Source organism: Variovorax sp. OK605 (assembly GCF_900115445.1).
Classification (GTDB): Bacteria; Pseudomonadota; Gammaproteobacteria; order Burkholderiales; family Burkholderiaceae_C; genus Variovorax.
Genome location: NZ_FOWL01000009.1, coordinates 340,726 through 359,191 on the forward strand (window position 1 = coordinate 340,726; position 18,466 = coordinate 359,191).

Here is an 18,466-nt window from a genome sequence, read left to right on the forward strand (position 1 = left end):
CCGCCTGTCCCCGCTGCCTTTGCGACCTCTGCTGCCTCCTTTGCCTCTGCTGCCTGCGCTGCTTCGGCCTACTTGCGCACCTTGTCGATCTCCGCCATCAGTTCCTTCACGGTCGCGTCGCCGACCGAGGCCGCGTACTTGTCGATCACCGGCTTCACCTTGGTGCGCAGCTTCGCCATTTCTTCGGGCGGCAACTCCGACACCGTCATGCCCGCCTTCTTCAGCGCGTCGAGCGCGCTGTCGGCGGCGCCGCGCGAGGCCTGGCGCTGGAACGCGGTCGACTCGTTCGATGCCTCGGTGATGATCTTCTTTTCCTCGGCGCTCATGCCGTCCCACGTCTTCCTGCTGATCAGCAGCGCCTGCGGGTTGTAGATGTGCCGCGTCTGGGTGATGTACTTCTGCACCTCGGCGAACTTGGACGACAGGATGGTGGTGTTCGGGTTCTCCTGCCCGTCGACTGCCTTCTGGTCGAGCGCCGGGTACAGCTCGGGGAACGGCAGCGGCGTGGCGTTGGCGCCCAGCGCGCTGAACAGGTCGATGTAGATCGGCGACTGGATCACGCGGATCTTCAGGCCCGCGATGTCGTCGGCCCTGGCGATCGGGCGCTTGCTGTTGGTGAGGTTGCGAAAGCCCAGGTCCCAGTAGCCCAGGCCGTGCAGGCCCTTGTCCTCGAGCTTGGCCATGAGCTTCTGGCCGAACGGGCCGTCGGTGACGGCGTCGGCCTCCTTGCCGCTGTTGAACAGGAACGGAAAGTCGTAGGCCGCGAACTCCTTCACCTGCGCCGACAGGATGCCGGCGTTCAGCACCGTGATCTCGACCGTGCCGCCCTGCAGCGCCGACACGGTCTGCAGGTCGCCGCCGAGCGCGCCGCCCGCGAACAGCTTCACGGTGATCTTGCCGCCCGACTTGGCGGCCACCAGGTCGGCGAACTTCTGCGCGCCCTGCGCCTGCGGATGGCCGGTCTGGTTCTGGAACGCGAACTTGAGCGTGCGCTCCTTCACCTGCGCCACGGCGCCGGACATGCCCACCACCGCGAGGGATGCAATGGCCGCCACGAACATCCTCTTGGTCGTCTGCGTCGAACTCTTCATGCTGAAGTCTCCTTGTGTGTTTTTTCTAGCCATGGAACAAGCTGGCCGGCCCCGTCACCAGCCATGGGAACAGCACCATCAGGAACATGACGGCGAACTCCGCGATCATGAAAGGCACCACGCCGCGCGTGACGTCGTCCATCGATATCTTTCCCACGCCGGCCACCACGTTGAGCACCGTGCCCACCGGCGGCGTGACCAGCCCGATCGAGTTGTTGATGATGAACAGCACGCCGAAGTACACGGGGTCGATGCCCGCGGCCTTCACGATGGGCATCAGCACCGGCGTGAGGATCAGGATGGTGGGCGTCATGTCCATCGCGGTGCCCACGACCATCACCAGCACCATGATCGCGATCATCAGCAGGATCTGGTTGCCCATGAAGGGCTGCAGCAGCCCCACCACCTTCGAGGGCAGGTCGGCCACGGTGATGAGCCAGGCGCTCACCATGGCCGCGGCGATCAGGAACATCACGATGGCGCTGGTCTTGGCGGCGCTCACGAAGATGCCGTAGAGGTCCTTCCAGGTGATCTCGCGGTAGATCACCGTCGACACGAACAGCGCATACACGGCGGCCACCACGGCCGCTTCGGTCGGCGTGAACACGCCCATGCGCAGGCCCACCAGAATGATCACCGGCAGCATCAGCGCCCACAGCGCCTTGCGAAACGCCGAGAGCATCTCGGCCGACGACTTGCGCGGCGGCGGCACGATCTTCTCGCGGCGCACCAGCCAGGCCCAGGTGACCCACAGCGCGCCGCCGATCAGCAGCCCCGGCACGATGGCCGCGAGGAACAGCTTGGAGATCGACACGTTGGCCGCCACGCCGAAGATCACGAGGCCGATGCTCGGCGGGATCACCGGGCCGATGACGCCGGTGGCCGCAATGAGCCCGCCGGCGCGCGCCTTGTCGTGGCCCGCGCTGACCATCATCGGCAGCAGCAGCGCGGTGAGCGCCGCGGCGTCGGCCACGGCCGAGCCCGAGAGTGCCGACAGCAGGCAGCCGGCCATGATGGTCACGTAGCCCAGGCCGCCCTTCACATGGCCGACCACGGCCAGCGCGAAGTCGACGATGCGCTTCGAAAGGCCGCCCACGTTCATGATCTCGCCGGCCAGCATGAAGAAGGGCACGGCCAGCAGCGGAAAGCTGTCGGCCCCGCCGATCACGTTCTGCGCGAGGATCTGCGCGTCGAACAGGTCGAGGTGCCACATCAGCGCGACGCCGCTGGCCAGCAGCGAGAACGCGATGGGAATGCCCATCGCCATGGCGAGCAGCAGCGCGCCTACAAAAACGGCAATGGTCATTTGTGCGCTCCGGTCGCGTCGCCCTGCGAACCGAGGATCTGCTGCAGCTGCACCGCCTCTTCGGACTCCTGCACCATCACCAGGTCGCTCTCGGCGAGGCGGCCGGTGAGCAGGCGCAGCAGGTCGAGCGCGAGGATGAACGCCGCCAGCACCGAGAACACCACGCCCGACAGGTACACCACCGCCATCGAGGCGCCGGTGACCGGCGCGGTCACGTCCCAGTTGATGCGCGTCTGCGCCATGCTGCCCTGGTACAGCAGCCACACGATATAGAGCATCACCACGTGCCCCACGGCCAGGCAGATCTTCTTGCCGATGGGCGGCAGCTTCTGCACCACCATGTCGACGCCGAGGTGGCCGTGCTCCTTCAGCGCCACCACGGCGCCCAGGAAAGTCATCCAGATGAAGAGCCAGCGCGAGACTTCCTCGGACACGGTGATGCCCGAGTTGAAGCCGTAGCGCAGCACCACGTTGCCGAAGACCAGCACGACCATGACCGCGAGCGCGGCCGCGATCAAGGCCTCGACGGCGGTGCAGCACCGGTCGATCCATTGGTTCATGTGGAAGGTCTCTCTTCGTTCAGGCCGCGGCGGCCTGCTGGTTCAACTCGACCAGCGCGCGCAGCGCGGCCAGGTACGACTGCGGCCCGAGCCCCTGGATGGTGCCCTTCACCGCCGGCGAGATGATCGAGTGCGCGCGCCACGCCTCGCGCGCGGCGATGTTCGACATGTGCACCTCGATCACCGGGAACGGCATGGCCTTGATCGCGTCGTGCAGCGGCACGCCGTGCTGCGTGAGGCCCGCGGGGTTCACCAGCGCGCCTTGCGCCTCGTCGATGTTGGTGTGCAGGAAGTCGATCAGGTCGCCTTCGTGGTTCGACTGCAGGGTGTCGAGCGTCACGCCGAGCTCGCCCGCGAGCTGCTGCAGCTGCGCGTTGATTTCGGCGAGCGTGGTCTTGCCGTAGATGTGGGGTTCGCGGCGGCCGAACAGGTTGAGGTTGGGGCCGTGCAGGACAAGAATCTTCATGGCGGTGCTTCCAGTGCGCGTCGGTGGCGGTGGCGGTGGGGTCTTACTTGCGGATCCGCGCCAGCTCGTCGGTGTAGAGCTTGACGATGGCGGGGTCGTAGCTCGCGGCAAAGCGCTCGGTCACGGGCTTGGCGATCTGGCGCATGCGGACCTGCTCGGCCGGGCTGAGTTCGTTGAACTGCGCGCCCTTGGCCTGCAGGTCGCCCACGGCGCGCTGCGCGGCGGCGCGGCTCACCTGGCGCTGGTAGCCGCGCGCTTCGTCGGCGGCCTCGCGCATCATCTTCTGCTCGGTGGGGCTCAGCGAGTCCCAGAACTTCTTGCTGACCAGCACGATGTTGGCCGCGTACACGTGGTTGGTGGCGCTCACGAACTTCTGCACCTCGTAGAACTTGTTCGACAGGATCACCGCGTACGGGTTCTCCTGGCCATCCACCGCCTTGGCCTCGAGCGCGCCGTACAGCTCGGCGAAGGGCATGGGCACCGGGTTGGCCTTGAAGGCCTTGAAGGTCTCCAGGAACACGGGGTTGGGAATGACGCGGATCTTCAGGCCCTCCAGGTCCTCGGGCTTGGTGATGGGGCGCTTGCTGTTGGTGACGTTGCGAAAGCCCAGGTCCCAGTAGCCCAGCGCGACCAGGCCCTTGTCGGGCAGCTTGGCGATCAGCGCCTGGCCCAGCGGGCCGTCGAGCAGCGCGTCGGCCTGCGCGAAGCTGCCGACCGCGAACGGAAAGTCGACCAGGCCGAATTCCTTCACGATGCCCGCCAGCGAGGTGGTGGCCGGCGCCGACATCTGTTGCACACCGCCCTGCAGCGCCGACTGCTGCTGCATCTCGTTGCCCAGCTGCGAGGCCGGGAACTCCTGCACCTTCATCTTGCCGCCGCTCTTGGCCGCGAGCAGTTCGGCGAAGCGCTTCACGCCGAAGCTCACCGGGTGGTCGGCGTTGTTGAGGTGGCCGAAGCGGATGACACGTTCCTGCACGCCCTGCGCGAAGGCGCAAGTGGAGACGGCAAGACCCAGGGCGGCGGTCAGGCCGGCCGCGGCCAGCGAGCGATAAAGCGTTCTCAAGATGTGATCTCCAGCGGTTCGAACTGTGTTTGAAGGGTGCACGCCGGGGCGGCCCACGGGCGCCTCCAACCTCCGGCGGCGCGATCTTAGTTTGGAAGTGGAAAGTATTTCCACTAGTGAAAACACTTGGCAAAAGGGCTAGAGTTGCACCTGCTCCCGCGCCTGCCTCCTTTTCTTTCGAACGACATGACCGCCATACTCGAACGCAGCTTCAAGGTCCTTGAACACCTGGCCGGCCACCCCGAAGGCCGCGCGCTGTCGGCGCTTTCGGCCGAGCTCGAAATGCCGCTGAGCGCCACGCACCGCCTGCTGACCGAACTGATCCGCTGCGGCTACGTGCGCCAGGACCAGAGCCACGGCGACTACATGCTCACCATCAAGCTGGTGTCGCTGGGCCTGAGCTTCCTGAGCAACAGCGGCATCGTCGACGTGGCGCAGCCGCTGCTCGACAAGCTGGCCGCCGAGTCGGGCGAGCTGGTGCGCCTGGCGGTGGTCGACGGCGACGAGCTCACCTTCGTTGCCAAGGCGCAGGGCGCCACGCGCGGCCTGCGCTACGACCCTGACATGGGCCTGTCGGTGAACCTGTCGTGCAGCTCCGCCGGCCATGCCTGGCTCTCGACCATGACCGACGAGCAGGCGCTGCAGCTGGTCGCCAGGCAGGGTTTCGGCAACCCCGACGACTACGGCCCGAAGGCGCCCACTACCGTGAAGGCCCTGCTGGCCTACCTGCGCGCGGCACGCAAGCGCGGCTTCGCGATGATCAACGAGGTGTTCGCACCCGCCATGACCGCCATGGCCGCGCCGGTGCGCAGCGGCAACGGCGCGGTGATCGGCGTGATCACCATCGCCGGGCCGCTGGTGCGCCTGAGCGAAGAGCGCATGCTCGAACTGGGCCCGGTGCTGCTGCTGTCGGCCGAAGACGTGGCGCTGGCCAGCGGTGCGTCGGCCATGTTCAAGCGCAGGGCCTGAACAGCCACCGAAGACCTGCCGAGTCTCTACATCCGCGCGGCCACCACCTGCCGCACCGCATCGATCAGCGCCTTGGCGGCCGGCGACGGCAGCGCGTTCCTGCGCTGCGTGAGGCCGATGCGCCGGCGCGTGCTCTCCAGCGGATAGGGCAGCACCACGAGCGCACCGGTCTCGATCTCGTAGCGCAGCTGGTGCGCCGAGATGGCGGTGACCATGTCGCTCTGCAGCAGCAGGCCGCGCAGCAATGCCAGGTCGCCGGTTTCCACCGCCGGCACGGGCGCCGCGTCGCCCGCCTCGCGGAAAGCGCGCACCAGCAGTTCGCGCGAGGGCGAGCCCGGCCGCGACAGCACCCACTGCGCGCGCTGCAGCGCCGCCCGGCCGACGCGCGGACGCATCGCCAGCGGATGCCCCGCGCGCACGATGAGCGAGATGCGGTCTTCGAACAGCGGCTCCTGCAGCAGGTCTTTCGCGTCCTCGGGCGGGCGCAGCGCGCCGATGATGAAGTCGATGTCGCCGCTGCGCAGCGCGGCGGCCAGCGCCTCGTACGGGCTCTCGACCGTGCTCACATGCAGCCGCGGATGCCGCGCCACCAGCGCCGCGATGGCCGAAGGCAGGATCAGCGTGCGCGACAGCGGCAGCGCGCCGACCGTCACGCGGCCTTCGACCGCGCCGCGCAGCGCCGCGAGGTCCGACGCGATGCTGCGCAGCTCGGCCAGCGCGCGCTTGCAGCGAAACGCCAGCTGGCTGCCCGCGCGCGTGGGCGTGACGCCGCGCGCCGAGCGCGTGAACAGGGTGCGGCCGGTGCGCGCCTCGAGTTCGCGCACCAGCGCGCTGATGGCCGGCTGCGTCACGCCGAAGGCGGCGGCCACCGCGGGCATGTTGTGCAGTTCCGAGAGGCTGGCGAACAGCGCCAGGCGGCGTCCGCTGAACATCGACGCCAGCAGGCTGCGCGCCTCGACCGGCTGCCGTGCGGCCCCGATGTCGCCCGCCGCCAGCTCCTGGCAGGCCGCGGCAAACTCCTGCTCCACGCGCTGCGCGCGCACGCGCACCGCCTCGCCGTACACATTCATCAGCATGCCGCGTGCCTTGCGCTCGAACAGCGACACGCCAAGGCTGGACTCCAGCTCGGCCACCGCGCGCGTCACCGCCGACGCCACGCGGAACAGCACCTCCGCCGCCTGCGTGACGCTGCCCGTGGCGGCCACGGCCGAGAAGGCCTGCAGGTGCCGCAGGTTGATCTGCAGCGCCGTGCCGCCGCCCGCGGGCGCTTCGGCATCGATAAGTTTCTTTGCAGGCATGCAGTGATTCTGCCAAGCACAGGAAGATGCAAGGCCTCTCTTTCACACCAAGGGTTAACCCGAGATCAATAAATAAATGAGAACGCAGTGCAAGCGGAACTCAACCCGCTCGCGGCGCGCTGCGTCCACACTTTCCGCATGCCTGCCGAACCCCCTGAACCCGCTGCAGACTCGTTTTCCGATCTGCAATCGCTGCCCTGCGTGCTGATGCGCGGCGGCACGTCGAAGGCCGCCTTCTTCCACGCCAAGGACCTGCCCGCGGACCCGGCCGCGCGCGACGCCGTGATCCTCGCGGCCATGGGCCACCCCGACGCGCGGCAGATCGACGGCATCGGCGGCGGAAACCCGCTGACCACCAAGGTCGCGATCGTCTCGCCCTCCGCCGATCCGCGCGCCGACATCGACTACCTGTTCGGCCAGGTCGTGGCGACCGAGTCGCGCGTGGACTACGCGCCAACCTGCGGCAACATCCTCTCGGCGGTCGGCCCGTTCGCGCTCGACGAAGGCCTGGTGCAGGCGCAGGACGGCCAGTCGGTGGTGCGCATCCGCATGGTCAACACGGCCTCGTACTGCGACGCCGTGGTGCAGACGCCCGGCGGCCGTGTGCGCTACAGCGGCGACACCGCCATCAGCGGCGTGCCGGGGCACGGCGCGCCGGTGGAGCTGCGCTTCTCCGACATCCTGGGCTCGAGCTGCGGCGCGCTGCTGCCCACGGGCCAGGCGCGCGACCGCATCGACGGCATCGACGTCACCTGCATCGACAACGGCATGCCCGTGGTGCTGATGCACGCGGTGGACCTCGGCGTGAGCGGCAGCGAGACACCGGCCGCGCTCGACGCCGATGCCGAGCTGAAGGCGCGCGTCGAATCGATCCGCCTGCAGGCCGGCCAGCGCATGGGCCTGGGCGACGTGAGCGCCAAGGTGGTGCCCAAGATGACGCTGCTGTCGCGCGCACTGGCCGGCGGCGCAATGAACACGCGCACCTTCATTCCGCGCAAGTGCCATGACGCCATCGGCGTGTTGGGCGCGGTGTCGGTGGCCTCGGCCTGCGTGGTGCCGGGTTCCGTGATGGACGGGCTGTTCACCGTCGCTGCGGATGCCGGCGCCGAACGCCGCGTGCACGACCTGTCGGTGGAGCACCCCACCGGCGAATTCACCGTGCGCCTGCTGATGGACGACACCGGTCGCGCCATTGCAGGCGCCGCATTGCTGCGCACCGCGCGGCCGCTGTTCCGCGGCCACGTGCTGGTGCCGCTCGCACCCTCATCCCACCCTTGACCCGAACGGAGACCCCGTGATCATCGACTGCCACGGCCACTACACCACCGCGCCCGCGGCGCTGGAAGCATGGCGCAAGCGCCAGATCGCCAGCCTCGGCAACCCCGCCGAAGCGCCCACCGCCGCGTCGCTGCACATCAGCGACGACGAGCTGCGCGAGTCCATCGAGCAGAACCAGCTGCACAAGATGCGCGAGCGCGGCAGCGACCTGACCATCTTCTCGCCGCGCGCCAGCTTCATGGCGCACCACATCGGCAACTTCGAGACCAGCGCGACCTGGGCCGCCATCTGCAACGAGCTGTGCCACCGCGTGGCGCAGATGTTTCCCGCGCACTTCGCCGGCGCGGCCATGCTGCCGCAGTCGCCGGGCGTGGACCCGCGCAGCTGCATTCCCGAGCTGGAGCGCTGCGTGAAGGACTACGGCTTCGTCGGCATCAACCTGAACCCCGACCCTTCGGGCGGCCACTGGACCTCGCCGCCGCTGTCGGACCGCCAGTGGTATCCGCTGTACGAAAAGATGGTCGAGCACGACATCCCGGCCATGGTGCACGTGAGCACCAGCTGCAACGACTGCTTCCACACCACCGGCGCGCACTACCTCAATGCGGACACCACCGCCTTCATGCAGTGCCTGACCTCCGACCTGTTCACGGACTTCCCGACGCTGCGCTTCGTCATTCCGCACGGCGGCGGCGCGGTGCCCTACCACTGGGGGCGTTTCCGCGGCCTGGCGCAGGAGATGAAGAAGCCGCTTTTGAAAGACCACCTGCTGAACAACATCTTCTTCGACACCTGCGTGTACCACCAGCCGGGCATCGACCTGCTGACGCGCGTGATCCCGGTGGACAACATCCTCTTTGCGAGCGAGATGATCGGCGCGGTGCGCGGCATCGACCCCGAGACCGGCTTCCCCTACGACGACACGCGCCGCTACATCGACGCGGCCACCACGCTGGACGCCAGGGCGCGCCACCAGATCTACGAAGGCAACGCGCGCCGCGTGTACCCGCGGCTGGACCGCGCACTCACCGCCAGGGGACTCTGACCATGACCGCACCGCAACCCCACTTCCAGGCGCTGGGCGTCGTTCACCGCAACATCCGGCGCGCCGACCCGGCCGCCGTCGAGCTGCTGTCGCGCCACGGCGTGTCGACCGTGCACGAGGCCATGGGCCGCCTGGGCCTGATGCAGCCGCGCATCCGCCCGATCTACCCGCTGGCGCGCTGCTGCGGCCCGGCCGTCACCGTGCTGCTGCAGCCGGGCGACAACTGGATGATGCATGTGGCCGCCGAGCAGATCCAGCCCGGCGACGTGGTGGTGGCGGCCTGCACGGCCGACAGCACCGACGGCTTCTTCGGCGACCTGCTGGCCACCTCGTTCCTGTCGCGCGGCTGCCGTGGCCTGGTGATCGACGGCGGCGTGCGCGACGTGCGCGACCTGACCGAGATGAACTTCCCGGTGTTCAGCCGCGCCATTCACGCCAAGGGAACGATCAAGGCCACGCTGGGTTCGGTGAACGTGCCCGTGGTGTGCGCCGGCGCGCTGGTGAACCCGGGCGACGTGGTCGTGGCCGACGTCGACGGCGTGGTGGTGGTGCCCGCCCACATGGCGCAGCAGGTGGCCGAGGCGGCGCAGGCGCGCGAAGACAACGAGCACGCCAAGCGCCAGAAGCTGGCCTCCGGCGTGCTGGGCCTGGACATGTACGCAATGCGCGAGCCGCTGGCCAAGGCCGGGCTGCGCTACATCGACTGAGGCAGGCAGGCCATGGCTCGCATCATCGGCGCCGTCGCGTGTTCGCACACGCCCACCATCGGCTTCGCGTACGACAGGAACAAGCAGCAGGACCCCGTGTGGGCGCCCATCTTCGAGGCCTTCGAGCCGGCCCGCCGCTGGCTCGCAGACCACAAGCCCGACGCGCTGTTCTTCATCTACAACGACCACGTCAGCTCGTTCTTCTTCGACCACTACTCGGCCTTCACGCTGGGCGTGGGCGAGCAGCATGCGGTGGCCGACGAAGGCGGTGGCGCGCGCGACCTGCCGGCGCTGGCCGGCCACCCCGCGCTCGCGCAGCACATCGGGCGCTCGCTGGTGGCGGACGAGTTCGACATGTCGTTCTTCCAGGACCGCGCGCTCGACCACGGCGTGTTCTCGCCGCTGTCGCTGCTGTGCGCGCACGAGCCCGCATGGCCGGTGCCGGTGATCCCGCTGCAGGTGGGCGTGCTGCAGTCGCCGGTGCCGTCGGCGCGCCGCTGCTGGCGGCTCGGGCAGGCGCTGCGCCGCGCGATCGAGAGCTACCCCGAAGACCTGAAGGTGGCCATCGTGGCCACCGGCGGGCTGTCGCACCAGGTGCACGGCGAGCGCGCGGGCTTCAACAACACCGGCTGGGACGCGCAGTTTCTCGACCTGATCGAGAACGACCCGGTGCGCCTCACCGAGATGACGCAGGCCGAGCTCGCCACGCTGGGCGGCGCCGAGGGCGCGGAAGTGATCATGTGGCTGGTGATGCGCGGCGCGCTGTCCTCGAACATCCGCAAGACGCACCAGAGCTACTACCTGCCCTCGATGACCGGCATTGCCACGGCCGTCTACGAGAACCTGGCGAGCGCGCCCATTGCGAGCGAGGTGCAGCGCCACCGCCGCCACATGGACGAGCAGCTCGCCGGCATCGAGGCGCTGGAAGGCACCTACCCCTTCACGCTGGCCACCAGCGTGCGCGCCTACCGGCTGAACAAGTTCCTGCACGGCATGACGCGCCCCGCGCACCGCGCGGCCTTCATGGCCGACGAGGAATCCGCGTTCGAGGCGGCGGCGCTCACCGAACAGGAGCGCGACCTGCTGCGCCGCCGCGACTGGCGCGGGCTCATCCGGTACGGCGTGATCTTCTTCATGCTGGAGAAGCTCGGCGCGGTGGTGGGCGTGTCGAACCTTCACATCTACGCCGCCATGCGCGGCCAGACGCTGGAAGCCTTCCAGCAGACCCGCAACGCGCCCGGCGCGCTGTATTCGGTGGCCGGCAAGGACGCCGCGCCGCAGGCATGGGACGCGGCCCCGACGCCGCCGCCCGCCCGCTGAGAACCGCACGCACAGATAACCAGCTAACCAGCTAACCCAGGAACAGACCATGAAGCAGATTTTTCGCACCGTCGCGTGCGCCCTCGCCGCGCTGCTCGCCGTCGGCAACGCCGCCGCGGCAGACGCCTACCCGTCCAAGCCCGTGAAGATCCTCGTGGGCTACAGCGCCGGCGGCGCGGTCGACGCCATCGCGCGTTCGGTCGGCCAGCGCATGGCGGCCACGCTGGGCCAGTCGGTGATCGTCGAGAACAAGCCCGGCGCGGGCACCAACATCGCGGTGAAGGCGCTGACCACCGCCGCGCCCGACGGCTACACGCTGCTGCTGGCGGCCAATGCGCTGGCGGTGAACCCGTCGCTGTTCCAGCCCGCCCCCTACGACCTGGACCACGACCTCACGCCGGTGACGATGGTCGGGCGCGTGCCCGTGGTGTTCACGGTGCGCGAGGAATCGGCCATCAAGACGGTGGCCGACCTGGTGGCCGCCGCCAAGGCCAAGCCGGGCGGCCTGACGGTCGCCACGCCGGGCAACGGCTCGACGCCGCACCTGGCGATGGAGCTGTTCCAGCACACCGCCGGCCTGAAGCTGAGCCACGTGCCCTACAAGGGCGGCGCGCAGGCCATCACCGACGTGCTCGGCGGCCATGTGGACGTGGTCGCGGTCAACGCGCTCGAGGTGTTGCCGCTGGTCAAGGCCGGCAAGCTGCGCGTGCTGGCGGTGATGAGCGCCGACCGCTCCGCCGTGCTGCCCGGCGTGCCGACTGTGGCGGAGTCGGGCTACCCGGGCTTCGAGGCCAGCGTGTGGTACGGCTTCGTCGCGCCCGCAGGCACGCCCAAGCCGGTGCTGGCGGCCTTGCACAACGCCGTGCAGAAGGCGCTCGAGTCGAAGGAAGTGCGCGAGCAGCTCGCCGCGGCCGGCGGCGTCACGCTGCCCGGCCCGCCCGAGCAGTTCGCCAAGCTGCTGAAGAGCGATGCGGCGCGCTACGGCAAGCTGATCCGCGAAGCGGGCATCAAGCCCGACTGAGCGCACAACCTGCCGCACAACTTGCCGCGCAACTTGCCGCGCGAAAGACCGCGTGGCAGACCGCGTGGCAGACCGCGCGACCAACGACGCAAGACGAATCCGAAGAACGCAGGAGACACACCCCATGACCCCAGGCATCACGCGCCGGCAGGCCTGCCTCGCAGCCACCCTCGGTGCGGGCGGCGCATTCGGCCTGACCACGGCGAACCTTGCCTTCGCGCAGGCCTACCCCGCGCGGCCCGTGCACATCATTGCGCCCTTCACGCCCGGCGGCTCGACCGACCTGCTGGCGCGCGCCATCGGCCAGGAGCTGGGCCGTGCGTTCAGCCAGGCCGTGGTGGTCGACAACGTGCCCGGCGCCGGCGGCTCGGTCGGCGCGGACAAGGCCTCGAAGTCGCCGGCCGACGGCTACACGCTGCTGATGGGCCACATCGGCACGCTGGCCATCAACCCGTCGCTGTACCCCAAGCTCGACTACCACCCGCTGCGCAGCTTCACCCCGGTGGCGTGGGTGGCGCGCGTGCCCAACGTGCTGGTGGTGCATGCGTCGGTGCCGGCACGCACGCTGCCCGAACTCATCGCGCTGGCCAAGGCCAGGCCGGGGCAGATGGCCTTCGGCTCGGGCGGCAACGGCAGCGCGGCGCACATCACCATGGAATACCTGAAGCTGCAGACCGGCACCTCGTTCCTGCACATTCCCTACCGCGGCACGGCACCGGCGGTGAACGACCTGCTCGCGGGCCAGCTGCAGGTGCTCTTCACGGGCGCGCCCGCGCTGATGCCGCACATCAAGGCCGGCAAGCTGCGCGCGATCGCGGTGTCGAGCCCGCACCGCATCGCGTTGCTGCCCGACGTGCCGACCGTGGCCGAGAGCGGCGTCGCCGGCACCAAGGGCTTCGAGGCCGACCAGTGGTACGGCCTGGTGGCGCCCGCGGGCACGCCGGCGGCGGTGGTCGCGGCGCTCAACCAGCAGATCAACCGCTCGCTGGACTCGGCCGAGGTCAAGATGCGCCTGGGCGCAGAAGGCGCCGAACCCACGCCCACGAGCCCCAAGGCCTTCGGCGACCTGATCGCGAGCGAGATGGTGCGCTGGGACCGCGTCATCAAGACCGCACACGTCACCGTCGATTGAACGCAGCCCGCAGGAGACCATGGGAATGACAGGATTCAAGCGCCTGCTGACGATGGCGGCGACGACGGCCGCGGTGCTGGCCTGCGTCGCGTGCACGACGGCGGCAACGTCGAACACGACGACAACAACAGCAACAACAGCGACGACGGCACCGGCCGCCGCCGGCAAGACCGAAGTGCTCTGGCTCGGCCAGTCGGCCTTTCGCATCACCACGCCCAGCGGCAAGGTGATCGTGACCGACCCGTGGCTCAAGCAGAACCCGCTGACGCCGCCGAAGTACAAGAACCTGGAGGCGCTGGGCAAGGTCGACGTGCTGCTGGTCACGCACGGCCACCTCGACCACTTCGCGGACGCACCGGCACTGGCGCTGCTCAACCAGGTGCCGATGTACGGGCCCGGCGACATGAACCAGACGGTCGGCCTGCTCGGCATCCTGCCGCCGGCGCTGGCGCCGCGCTTCAACAAGGGCGGCACGGTCACGCCGGCGCCCGGCATCAAGGTGACGGCGGTGCACGCGGAGCACTCGTCGGTCATCGTGTGGAAGAACCCCGCCACCGGCAAGGACGAGGCGCACCCGGGCGGCGAGCCGGTGGGCTTCATCATCGAGCTGGAGAACGGTTTTCGCATCTACCACATGGGCGACACGGGCCCGTTCGCGGACATGGCCTTCATCGCGAGCTACTACAAGCCCGACCTGGTGCTGATGCCCATCGGCGGGCACTTCACCATGGGCCCCGACGATGCCGCCTTCGTCACGCGCGAGTGGCTCAAGCCGCGCTTCGTGATTCCGATGCACTACGGCGCGAACCCGCTGGGCAAGGGCACGCCCGAGCAGTACATGCGCGCGCTCGGCAGCAGCGCCACGCGCGTGCTGGCGCTCGAGCCCGGCGAGAGCGCCTCGTTTTGACAAAGTTTTCGACAAGGACCGCACCATGGGACTCACTCTGGGGCTGATCGGCTACGGCGAGGTCGGCGGCATCTTCGGCCGCGGACTGCCAGGCAAGCCCGGCATCGACCGCATCGTGGCCTGGGACCTGCGCTTTGCAGACGCTGCCAACGGTGCCGCGGCCAGGCGCACGGCCGAAGACACTAACGGCGTGATTGCCGCGGCCAGCATGGCGGCACTCTGCGCCGAGGCCGACCTGATGATCTCCGCCGTGACCGCATCGCAGACCTTCGCGGTGGCCGAAGAGGCTGCGCGGCATGCACGCACGGGCACGCGTTTTCTCGACCTCAACTCCGCATCGCCCGGCACCAAGCAGCGCGCGGCCGAGGCCTTGCGCGCCGCCGGTGTGGACTACGTCGAAGCCGGCGTGATGACCTCGGTGCCGCCCTACGGCATCCGCGTGCCGACGCTGCTGGGCGGCGCGCAGGCCGAGGCACTGGCGGCCACGCTCAACGGCTGGGGCATGGACGCGAAGGCGGTGAGCGAGACGCTGGGCGTGGCGTCGGCCATCAAGATGAGCCGCAGCATCATGATCAAGGGGCTGGAGGCGCTGGTGATCGAGAGCTTCACCACCGCGCGCCGCTACGGCGTGGAGGCGCAGATGCTCGCCACGCTGAAGGAGACCTTTCCGCAGATCGACTGGCCGCAGCAAGGCGCCTACTTCTTCAGCCGCGTGGTACAGCACGGCCGGCGGCGCGCGGAAGAAATGCGCGAGGCGGCGCAGACCGTGCGCGAGGCCGGCTTCGAGCCGCTCATGACCGCGGGCATCGCGGCCAGGCAGGACTGGGTCGCGCAACAGGCGCGCGACGGCGTCTTCGAAGGGCTGGGCGGCAAGAGCGCGTGGGAGGACTACGCGGACCGGCTCATCGGGAAGGACAGCAAGGACGCGTAGCCTGCGCGCCGTGCCTTCCTACAGCGCTGCAGCTTCCTCGTCCGCCGCAGCCTCCGCGCGGTCTTCGGCCAGCGGCACTTCGCTGGCCACCAGCGGCGTGCCGATCGGCGCGCCCGCGGTGCCTGTCTTCACCGCCGCCATGTCGGTGTCGTTGGGGTATTGCCCCGCAATCCAGTAGTCGAACACGCGGCGCACGATCGGCGCCGCATGCGCCGCGCCGAAGCCCGCGTTCTCCACGATGGCCGCCACGGCGATCGTCGGGTTTTCGGCCGGCGCGAACGCCATGTACAGCGCGTGGTCGCGCTGGCGCGCATCGAGCGCCTTGCCGCTGGCGCGCGCCTTCGGGCTCAGGCTCACGGCCTGCGCGGTGCCGGTCTTGCCGGCCGAGGCGTAGGCGGCGCCGGCGAACACGCGCGTGCCCGTGCCGCCCTGCGTGACCGCGACCATGGCGTTGCGCACCACGTCGACGTTCCTGCGCGCATAGCCCAGGTCCTGCGCCGGCGGCTGCACCTGCTGCACGACCTCGCCGCTGACGGTGTCCCTGATGGCGCGCACCAGGTGCGGCTGGTAGCGCACGCCGGCGTTGGCCAGCGTGGCGTTGGCCGAGGCGAGCTGCAGCATGGTGAAGCTGTTGTAGCCCTGCCCGATGCCCAGCGAGATGGTCTCCCCCGGATGCCATTTCTTCATCTCGGCGCGGCGGTAGGCCTGGCGCTTCCAGGCGGTGCTGGGCAGCACGCCGCGCACCTCGCCGATCAGGTCGATGCCGGTGGCCTGGCCGAAACCCAGCGGCGCCATGAAGTCGTGGATCAGGTCGACGCCCATCTCGGTGGCGAGCGAATAGAAATACGTGTTGCTCGAATACTGGATGGCCCGGTGCATGTCGACGCCGCCCAGCCCGCCGCGGTGGCTGCGGAAGGTGCGCCCGCCGAAGTTGTAGTAGCCCGGGTCGTTCTCCACCACGTTGGCGGCGCGCTTGCCGGTCTGCAGCGCGGCCAGTGCCATGAAGGGCTTGTAGGTCGAGCCCGGCGGGTAGGTGCCGCGCAGCGCGCGGTTGAGCAGCGGGTTGTCGATCGATTCGCTCAGCGCCTTCCAGCTCTCCACGTCGATGCCCTCGACGAACAGGTTCGGGTCGAACGTGGGCTTGCTCACGAAGGCCAGCACCTCGCCGCTCTTCGGGTCGATGGCCACCAGCGCGCCGCGCCGCTCGCCGAACATGTCTTCCACCAGCTTCTGCAGCTTGATGTCCAGCGACAGCATCACCGTCTGGCCCGGTACCGCCGGGTGGCGCGCCAGGCGGCGCACCGCGCGTCCGCCGGCCGAGGTTTCCATCTGCTCGACGCCGGTCTCGCCGTGCAGCACCTTCTCGTAGCTCTGCTCGATGCCGAGCTTGCCGATGTAGTCGGTGCCGCGGTAGTTGGCGCGGTCTTCTTCCTGCCAGTCGTCCATCGCGGTCTTCTCGCGCTGGTTGATGCGGCCGATGTAGCCGATGACGTGCGCGGCCGTCTCGCCGTGCGGGTAGTTGCGGAACAGCCGCGCCTTGATCTCCACGCCCGGGAAGCGATAGCGGTGCGCGGCGAAGCGCGCCACCTCCTCGTCGCTCAGGCGCGTGCGGATCGGAATGGAGTCGAAGCTGCGCGAGTCCTCGCGCAGGCGCTGGAAACGGCGGCGGTCGCGCGGCGTGACCTCCACCAGGTCGCCGAGCTCGTCGATGGCGGCGTTGACGTCGCCCGCCTTCGAGGGCGTGATCTCCAGCGTATAGGCCGCGTAGTTCGAGGCAAGCACCACGCCGTTGCGGTCGAGGATCAGCCCGCGGTTGGGCACGATGGGAACGATGGCGGTGCGGTTGCTCTCGGCGCGTTCGGCCAGGTCGTCGTGGCGCACGACCTGCAGCACGGCCAGGCGGGCGCCGATCAGCGCGAAGCCGAACAGCACCACGCAGGCAATGACCAGCAGGCGGCGGCGAAAGCGCGCGAGTTCGGCGGCGGTGTCGCGGATTTCATGGTTCATCGGTACGCAGCAATGCCTTTCGTGCTCACAGCACCCGCAGGCCGAGTTCGCCGATCAGCGCGGCGGCCTGGTCGGAGGAAATGATCGCGCCCTTGAAGAGCTGCGACACGTGCGCGATGCGCAGGCCGCCGAGGTCGACCGAGCGCAGGTCGGCGCCGTCGAAGCGCGCGTTCTTCAGGTTCGCGTCGCGCAGGCTGCCGCCTTCGAACACCGCGTCGCGGAAGTCGCAGCCCGCGAGGTCCGCGTCGCGCAGGTCGAGCCGCTCGATGGTCTGCTTGCGAAACGACATGCCGCGCAGGTCGGCACCGGCGAGCAGCGAATCGTGAAAACCGATGCCGAGCACCTGCGCCTCGTGGAAGTGCGCGCCGGTGAGCTTCACCTCGGAGAAGCGCGTGGCCGAGAGCTTGGCGCGGTGCCAGCCGGTGTTGTTGAGGTCGCAGGCGACGAAGCGCGCGTCGGTCAGGTCGGCCAGGTGAAAGTCGGCCTGGCGCGCCCGGCAGGAGGTCCATTGCGTGTCGGCCAACTGGGCCTTCTTGAAGTTGGCCTCGGCGAAGCTGCAGCCGGTGAACTGCGCGCGGCGCAGGTCGAGCTCGGACAGGTCGGCGCCGTCGAAGTCGCATTGCTCGAACTGCAGCGGGGCGGCGGCTTCGGCGATCAGGCGCTTCAGGTGGGTACGGTCGAGGGTCTCGCCGGACATCGGAAAAAGGGAAGGAGTGCTCGAAGCGTCGTTCATGGGTCTGTGGACAAGGTCGCCGACGCCTGCGGGCGTGGACGGGTGCGGGGCGTGTACGGGTGTACGGAGGTGCATTCCCCCGGTCGTGAACGAGAGGTCAACCGCTGTTGAACCCGATGCGCCGCCAGAGTTCCCGTGTTTCGTCGCGAAAAGCGGTCTTCTGTAGCGCAAATGCGTCGACCCGCACGGGAGCGCTTTCTATAATCGCGCGCATTCGGTGCGGTATTTTTACTTATCGCCATCGAATTCCAACGATCAGAGGGTGCTCTTTTTGCGGCGCATGCCGCACAGGAGTTAAACGGGAAGCAGGTGAAACGCATCGCGACGTACGGTGCGCAAGTCCTGCGCTGCCCCCGCAACGGTCAGTGGGTCTGGAAACTTCTGGCGCATGCCCGCGGGCATGTGCAGCCACTGCGTCCTCGGACGTGGGAAGGCGGCGGTTTCCGCGCCGATGCGCTTGCGCCATCGACGCACCCCACGAGCCCGGATACCGGCCCACGCGATCGCCTTCGGACGCTGCGGGAGTGCGTTTGTCCGGGCCGGCTGTGTTGCGTACCTTCATGCGTGCGTGTTCCTCCGGCGCCGTGCAACCCATTGCCGCAGCGTTCGGGTCTTTGAACGGTCCGCGGGCG

General features: G+C 69.0%; 17 protein-coding genes and 1 riboswitch. Of the genes, 9 read left to right on the forward strand and 8 right to left on the reverse strand.

Annotation, left to right across the window (positions count from 1 at the left end; all coding sequences use genetic code 11):
* Positions 1–68 precede the first annotated feature (68 nt).
* The 5 genes from BM013_RS24545 to BM013_RS24565 are packed head-to-tail and all read right to left on the reverse strand — an operon-like array spanning position 69 to position 4,486.
* Entirely contained in the window at positions 69–1,091 is a 1,023-nt protein-coding gene (locus BM013_RS24545) for a TRAP transporter substrate-binding protein (protein WP_371280767.1), read from the reverse strand.
* 25 nt (positions 1,092–1,116) lie between these two features.
* Entirely contained in the window at positions 1,117–2,397 is a 1,281-nt protein-coding gene (locus tag BM013_RS24550) for a TRAP transporter large permease (protein WP_093130253.1), read from the reverse strand.
* The gene (locus BM013_RS24555) at positions 2,394–2,957 is read right to left on the reverse strand and encodes a TRAP transporter small permease (RefSeq protein ID WP_093130254.1); all 564 of its coding nucleotides are present in this window, start codon (positions 2,955–2,957) and stop codon (positions 2,394–2,396) included. The genes BM013_RS24550 and BM013_RS24555 overlap by 4 nt, the downstream gene beginning before the upstream one ends.
* A gap of 19 nt (positions 2,958–2,976) precedes the next feature.
* Positions 2,977–3,423 (reverse strand): type II 3-dehydroquinate dehydratase, encoded by a 447-nt coding sequence (locus BM013_RS24560; protein ID WP_093130255.1) that lies wholly within the window; start codon positions 3,421–3,423, stop codon positions 2,977–2,979.
* Positions 3,424–3,466: 43 nt separating this feature from the next.
* Positions 3,467–4,486: a TRAP transporter substrate-binding protein gene (locus BM013_RS24565; RefSeq protein WP_093130256.1), complete on the reverse strand. Its 1,020-nt coding sequence runs from the start codon at positions 4,484–4,486 to the stop codon at positions 3,467–3,469.
* Positions 4,487–4,672: 186 nt separating this feature from the next.
* Here BM013_RS24565 and BM013_RS24570 point away from each other — a divergent pair, with 186 nt between their 5' ends.
* Positions 4,673–5,455 (forward strand): IclR family transcriptional regulator, encoded by a 783-nt coding sequence (locus BM013_RS24570; RefSeq protein WP_093130257.1) that lies wholly within the window; start codon positions 4,673–4,675, stop codon positions 5,453–5,455.
* A gap of 26 nt (positions 5,456–5,481) precedes the next feature.
* Here the strand turns inward: BM013_RS24570 and BM013_RS24575 are convergent, their stop codons facing one another.
* Positions 5,482–6,753 carry a LysR family transcriptional regulator gene (locus BM013_RS24575; RefSeq protein ID WP_093130258.1) on the reverse strand — a complete coding sequence of 424 codons (1,272 nt, stop codon included), beginning with the start codon at positions 6,751–6,753 and terminating at the stop codon, positions 5,482–5,484.
* A gap of 138 nt (positions 6,754–6,891) precedes the next feature.
* Between BM013_RS24575 and BM013_RS24580 the strand changes: the two genes are divergently transcribed.
* The 8 genes from BM013_RS24580 (at position 6,892) to BM013_RS24615 (ending at position 15,094) form a co-directional block, all read left to right on the forward strand.
* Positions 6,892–8,031, forward strand: a complete 1,140-nt coding sequence (locus BM013_RS24580) for a 4-oxalomesaconate tautomerase (protein ID WP_093130349.1) — start codon at positions 6,892–6,894, stop codon at positions 8,029–8,031.
* 16 nt (positions 8,032–8,047) lie between these two features.
* Complete coding sequence (locus BM013_RS24585; protein WP_093130259.1) at positions 8,048–9,076, forward strand: amidohydrolase family protein; 1,029 nt, start codon at positions 8,048–8,050, stop codon at positions 9,074–9,076.
* A gap of 2 nt (positions 9,077–9,078) precedes the next feature.
* Positions 9,079–9,783: a 4-carboxy-4-hydroxy-2-oxoadipate aldolase/oxaloacetate decarboxylase gene (gene ligK, locus BM013_RS24590; RefSeq protein WP_093130260.1), complete on the forward strand. Its 705-nt coding sequence runs from the start codon at positions 9,079–9,081 to the stop codon at positions 9,781–9,783.
* Between the two features lie 12 nt (positions 9,784–9,795).
* Positions 9,796–11,103, forward strand: a complete 1,308-nt coding sequence (locus tag BM013_RS24595; protein ID WP_093130261.1) for a gallate dioxygenase — start codon at positions 9,796–9,798, stop codon at positions 11,101–11,103.
* Positions 11,104–11,152: 49 nt separating this feature from the next.
* Positions 11,153–12,124: a Bug family tripartite tricarboxylate transporter substrate binding protein gene (locus tag BM013_RS24600; RefSeq protein WP_093130262.1), complete on the forward strand. Its 972-nt coding sequence runs from the start codon at positions 11,153–11,155 to the stop codon at positions 12,122–12,124.
* Positions 12,125–12,248: 124 nt separating this feature from the next.
* Complete coding sequence (locus BM013_RS24605; protein ID WP_093130263.1) at positions 12,249–13,256, forward strand: Bug family tripartite tricarboxylate transporter substrate binding protein; 1,008 nt, start codon at positions 12,249–12,251, stop codon at positions 13,254–13,256.
* A gap of 25 nt (positions 13,257–13,281) precedes the next feature.
* A complete protein-coding gene (locus tag BM013_RS24610) occupies positions 13,282–14,163 on the forward strand; it encodes a metal-dependent hydrolase (RefSeq protein ID WP_177206677.1) in 882 nt (293 codons plus the stop codon).
* 25 nt (positions 14,164–14,188) lie between these two features.
* Positions 14,189–15,094, forward strand: coding sequence for a DUF1932 domain-containing protein (locus BM013_RS24615; RefSeq protein WP_093130264.1), 906 nt, complete (start codon positions 14,189–14,191; stop codon positions 15,092–15,094).
* Positions 15,095–15,112: 18 nt separating this feature from the next.
* Here the strand turns inward: BM013_RS24615 and mrdA are convergent, their stop codons facing one another.
* Entirely contained in the window at positions 15,113–17,101 is a 1,989-nt protein-coding gene (gene mrdA / locus BM013_RS24620; RefSeq protein ID WP_093130265.1) for a penicillin-binding protein 2, read from the reverse strand.
* A 25-nt stretch (positions 17,102–17,126) separates the two neighbouring features.
* The gene (locus BM013_RS24625; RefSeq protein WP_256220152.1) at positions 17,127–17,834 is read right to left on the reverse strand and encodes a pentapeptide repeat-containing protein; all 708 of its coding nucleotides are present in this window, start codon (positions 17,832–17,834) and stop codon (positions 17,127–17,129) included.
* A gap of 243 nt (positions 17,835–18,077) precedes the next feature.
* A riboswitch (cobalamin riboswitch) is annotated at positions 18,078–18,348 on the forward strand.
* The last annotated feature ends 118 nt before the right edge of the window (positions 18,349–18,466 follow it).

Excerpts from the sequence above, each read along its gene's own strand:
- BM013_RS24600 (WP_093130262.1), top strand. The coding sequence starts at position 11,153 with ATGAAGCAGATTTTTCGCACCGTCGCGTGCGCCCTCGCCGCGCTGCTC.
- BM013_RS24580 (WP_093130349.1), top strand. The coding sequence starts at position 6,892 with ATGCCTGCCGAACCCCCTGAACCCGCTGCAGACTCGTTTTCCGATCTG.
- BM013_RS24625 (WP_256220152.1), bottom strand. The coding sequence starts at position 17,834 with ATGAACGACGCTTCGAGCACTCCTTCCCTTTTTCCGATGTCCGGCGAG.
- BM013_RS24555 (WP_093130254.1), bottom strand. The coding sequence starts at position 2,957 with ATGAACCAATGGATCGACCGGTGCTGCACCGCCGTCGAGGCCTTGATC.
- BM013_RS24575 (WP_093130258.1), bottom strand. The coding sequence starts at position 6,753 with ATGCCTGCAAAGAAACTTATCGATGCCGAAGCGCCCGCGGGCGGCGGC.
- BM013_RS24610 (WP_177206677.1), top strand. The coding sequence starts at position 13,282 with ATGACAGGATTCAAGCGCCTGCTGACGATGGCGGCGACGACGGCCGCG.
- BM013_RS24550 (WP_093130253.1), bottom strand. The coding sequence starts at position 2,397 with ATGACCATTGCCGTTTTTGTAGGCGCGCTGCTGCTCGCCATGGCGATG.
- BM013_RS24560 (WP_093130255.1), bottom strand. The coding sequence starts at position 3,423 with ATGAAGATTCTTGTCCTGCACGGCCCCAACCTCAACCTGTTCGGCCGC.
- BM013_RS24570 (WP_093130257.1), top strand. The coding sequence starts at position 4,673 with ATGACCGCCATACTCGAACGCAGCTTCAAGGTCCTTGAACACCTGGCC.
- BM013_RS24595 (WP_093130261.1), top strand. The coding sequence starts at position 9,796 with ATGGCTCGCATCATCGGCGCCGTCGCGTGTTCGCACACGCCCACCATC.
- BM013_RS24545 (WP_371280767.1), bottom strand. The coding sequence starts at position 1,091 with ATGAAGAGTTCGACGCAGACGACCAAGAGGATGTTCGTGGCGGCCATT.
- BM013_RS24615 (WP_093130264.1), top strand. The coding sequence starts at position 14,189 with ATGGGACTCACTCTGGGGCTGATCGGCTACGGCGAGGTCGGCGGCATC.
- ligK (WP_093130260.1), top strand. The coding sequence starts at position 9,079 with ATGACCGCACCGCAACCCCACTTCCAGGCGCTGGGCGTCGTTCACCGC.
- BM013_RS24605 (WP_093130263.1), top strand. The coding sequence starts at position 12,249 with ATGACCCCAGGCATCACGCGCCGGCAGGCCTGCCTCGCAGCCACCCTC.
- mrdA (WP_093130265.1), bottom strand. The coding sequence starts at position 17,101 with ATGAACCATGAAATCCGCGACACCGCCGCCGAACTCGCGCGCTTTCGC.